Origin of the sequence: Paenibacillus algorifonticola, from assembly GCF_050481745.1 — a bacterium.
GTDB classification, from domain to species: Bacteria; Bacillota; Bacilli; order Paenibacillales; family Paenibacillaceae; genus Pristimantibacillus; species Pristimantibacillus algorifonticola_A.
This window is the reverse complement of sequence record NZ_JBCNGR010000096.1, coordinates 1-3,155: the sequence shown is the minus strand read 5'-3', so window position 1 is coordinate 3,155 and position 3,155 is coordinate 1. Positions and strand designations below refer to the sequence as shown.

Below are 3,155 nucleotides of genomic sequence, written 5' to 3'. Positions count from 1 at the left end.
AGACAGGCCTGCGCTAAACCGACGCAACCGCAGGCTATGGTGTACCTGCCGTAATCGAGACAAGGCAGCGCGATATGCGTCAGTCCCATGCCGAGCTTGCCAAGCAGATTTTCTTGCGGGATTCGGCAGTCGGAAAGCACGACTTCGGCAATCATAGATCCCCTTGCACCGAGCAGGCCAGACATGGGCAATACCGATACCCCCATTCGCTCCCGCTCTACGAGAAATGCCGCTGGCTGGCCCTCGCATTTGGCAAAGATGAGAAACAAATCAGCAATTTGTGCGACCGTTATCCATTTTTTGCGGCCATTTAATACATATTCGTTCCCGTCTAACTCGGCCGTTGTTGCGATGCTCTTGGCATCGCTGCCAGCGTTCGGCTCCGTTAGGCCAAATGCTGCCAAAGCGCTGCCCGTCGCCAGCTTGGGGAGCCACTCGCTCTTCTGCTGCTCCGTTCCCCAGCGCAAAATCGCAAGGGATACCATTCCATGAACGGTCAATAAGCTTCTTGCTGACGAGCAGCCGCGACCCGCCTCTTCGTTAAGAATGCCTAGCGTGACGTTATCCAGCTCCATACCGCCATATTTTTTGGGCAGCATGGATCCCAGATAGCCAGCCTCTGCCATTTTCCTGAGCATATCCGGATGGATACGCTCCTCGCTGTCATTCAGATCAGCTAGCGGAACCATCTCGCTATCAACAAACGCGCTGAACTCATTTTGCCAATTTTCCTGTTCCGGAGTCAGTTCAATTTTCATCTCTAACCTCCCGATACTTGCGAAGACTGCTGATCGACCGCTGCTTTCTCTTGAATCAGACTGACCATCCGATTAATGGTGCGGAAGTTGTCCAAATCCATGTCACGGCTATCGATAGTAAGCGCAAATTCCTTCTCCAGAAACATAACCAGCTGCATCGCGAACAGGGAATTGACAAATCCTAGTGCGAAAATATCCTCATCATCCCCAAGCTCATGCTTGCGGAAAAACCGTGATAAAAACTTCTTGATTTTAACTTTCATTTCTTCCATTATTGGCACTCTCCTCATCCCGATTCGGGTTAATCTATTACAAAATCCAGTCATTAGCACGCATTAGCATGCATTAATACGTATAAAACCCTTGACCACTCTTGCGGCCATGAAGCCCCGCGTCGACCATTTTCCTAAGCAGTGGACAGCATCGGAACTTCGAGTCCTGATAGCTTTCATATAGGACATTTAAGGAATGCACGACCGTGTCCAGACCGATCAAGTCAGCCGTTTCGAGCGGCCCCATTGCATGTCCGTAGCATTTTTTAAAAATTTCATCGACCTCCTCCGCCGACGCCACCTGATCCTGCACGACATAAGCAGCTTCATTCATAAACAGGTGGGAAATCCGATTGGATACAAAGCCCGGATAGTCGTTAACGACGATCATTTCCTTGCCCATGCTGCCCATAAGCCTATCGACCGCTCGGATACATTCCTCAGAGGTATGAAAGCCCCGAATGACCTCGACCGTTTTTTTGGCAGGCACCGGATTCATGAAATGAGTGCCGATCACTTGCGGTGCACGCTTCGTCACAGCCGCCAGCTTTGTAATGGAGATACAGGAGGTATTAATCATAAAAATGCATTCTGGCTGGCAGATGCCATCAATAAGCTCATAAATGCCGCTTTTGACTTCCCAATTTTCCGTCGCATTCTCGATGACAAAGCTGACGTCGCTGAGATTATGATGCTCCGTCGTAAACGCGATACGGTCCATAATTTGCTCAGAAGGCTCCAAGTTTCCCGAGGAGCCGAACAACCCACGGAATCGCAGCTGGGTGGCAATTTCCTCCCTCGCCTGTTCAAGCTTCGCATGCTCAATATCGACCAATACAACGAATAAACCTGATTGGGCGAGCGCTTGGGCAACCCCTCTTCCCATTACACCTGCTCCGATTACCCCGATTTTCACAGCGATCTCCACTTCCTTCTTCATTAGATTTTAATAGGCCTGCTCCCTAGCTAGCTAGCCAGGCAGCAAGACGGCCTTCCTATTAGCTAGCAAAATGTTGTCTAGTAAGTCGATCGGGTACCTTCCAGCTCAAACATCTGGGAATGCATACCCACAAGCATTGCCGCGTATTCGCGTTCCAGCGCGAGTGCCGAATCCAGCTGCTGGTTCAGCATAACGGCAGATTGCGCGCTTAATTTGGCGGCAAACACCGCTTTTGCCACTAGGGCCCGAATTTGCTTCCAAACTTCAAGGCTCTCTTCAACTGCGCTTTGCAGCTGAATATACCCACCGGCTAATTTCTCATAGCGATATAGGTCCACGAGCTTGGCATTTACGATTTGATTAAGCGTATCAAGCAAGCTTTCGCCATAATCTTTGATCAACTGCCCATCCCGCAGCGCTTGTTTAACCTTTTCCAAAAAGCTGTACAGAGACTGCATACTGCTGTCTAGAAGCTGCTGCCGATGTGCGGCGGGGGAAACAATCTTTTCAGTCGCTTCTAGCAAGCTATCCTTTTCAGGCCCTACATCATCGGAATGGATAGCTGAAAATTCATAATAAACAGGTATTTCGCTTCCAAAATGGTCCATATAGCCAAGATGCCCCTGCAGCGCATCCTCATAGCTCACCCATCTTTTCTCATAGGTTAGCCTTTCGATATGGTCATGCTCTACGACGCCGAACATCTGCTTGCTATCATCAAAGCCGAATACGAGCCATGAATGCGGCCAATGCTGCTTTTTGTACGTTTCAGCCCGGTTTGAGGCGTAGTAGCAGTCGATTCGCACAATAACCGGCTTATTGCTAAGGACAGCTTGCTTGAGCTCCTCGATTACGGAATGGCCAACCGTTCTCGTCTCTGTCCGAATGCCTATTCCAAGCAAAAGCTGCTCTATTGGCTTTGCCGCTGCGTATTCTACCTGAAAGTGAACCGTATCCTCATCATATCGATAGATAACCGTATCATTGGCGAGAATCGGCAGCAGGCTTTGCTGGTAGTAGGACAGAACGGGAAACAGCGAGTGATAGAAACACTCCTTGTAAAATAAATCGTTAAACGGTTGGATCCGCTCATCATCCTTGAGCGTCAGCAATGTCGCACTAGCGAATGCTTCAGATTCAAATGCAGCTCGGCTTTTTGGTGAAAAGGTTGCTGCTCCTCCGCCA

4 protein-coding genes are annotated in these 3,155 nt (G+C 49.5%); all 4 read right to left on the bottom strand.

Going from position 1 to position 3,155, the window contains the following annotated elements; translation table 11 throughout:
• Positions 1 to 758 (bottom strand): acyl-CoA dehydrogenase family protein (locus ABEW34_RS31790; RefSeq protein WP_430165850.1); only part of this gene is annotated, 758 nt, incomplete at its 3' end.
• Positions 759 to 760: 2 nt separating this feature from the next.
• Positions 761 to 1,030, bottom strand: a complete 270-nt coding sequence (locus ABEW34_RS31785) for an acyl carrier protein (RefSeq protein WP_046230893.1) — start codon at positions 1,028 to 1,030, stop codon at positions 761 to 763.
• A 73-nt stretch (positions 1,031 to 1,103) separates the two neighbouring features.
• Positions 1,104 to 1,970, bottom strand: a complete 867-nt coding sequence (locus tag ABEW34_RS31780; RefSeq protein ID WP_430165847.1) for a 3-hydroxyacyl-CoA dehydrogenase family protein — start codon at positions 1,968 to 1,970, stop codon at positions 1,104 to 1,106.
• Positions 1,971 to 2,047: 77 nt separating this feature from the next.
• Positions 2,048 to 3,155, bottom strand: a 1,108-nt coding sequence (locus ABEW34_RS31775) for a hypothetical protein (protein WP_430165845.1), incomplete at its 5' end; no start/stop codon positions are given.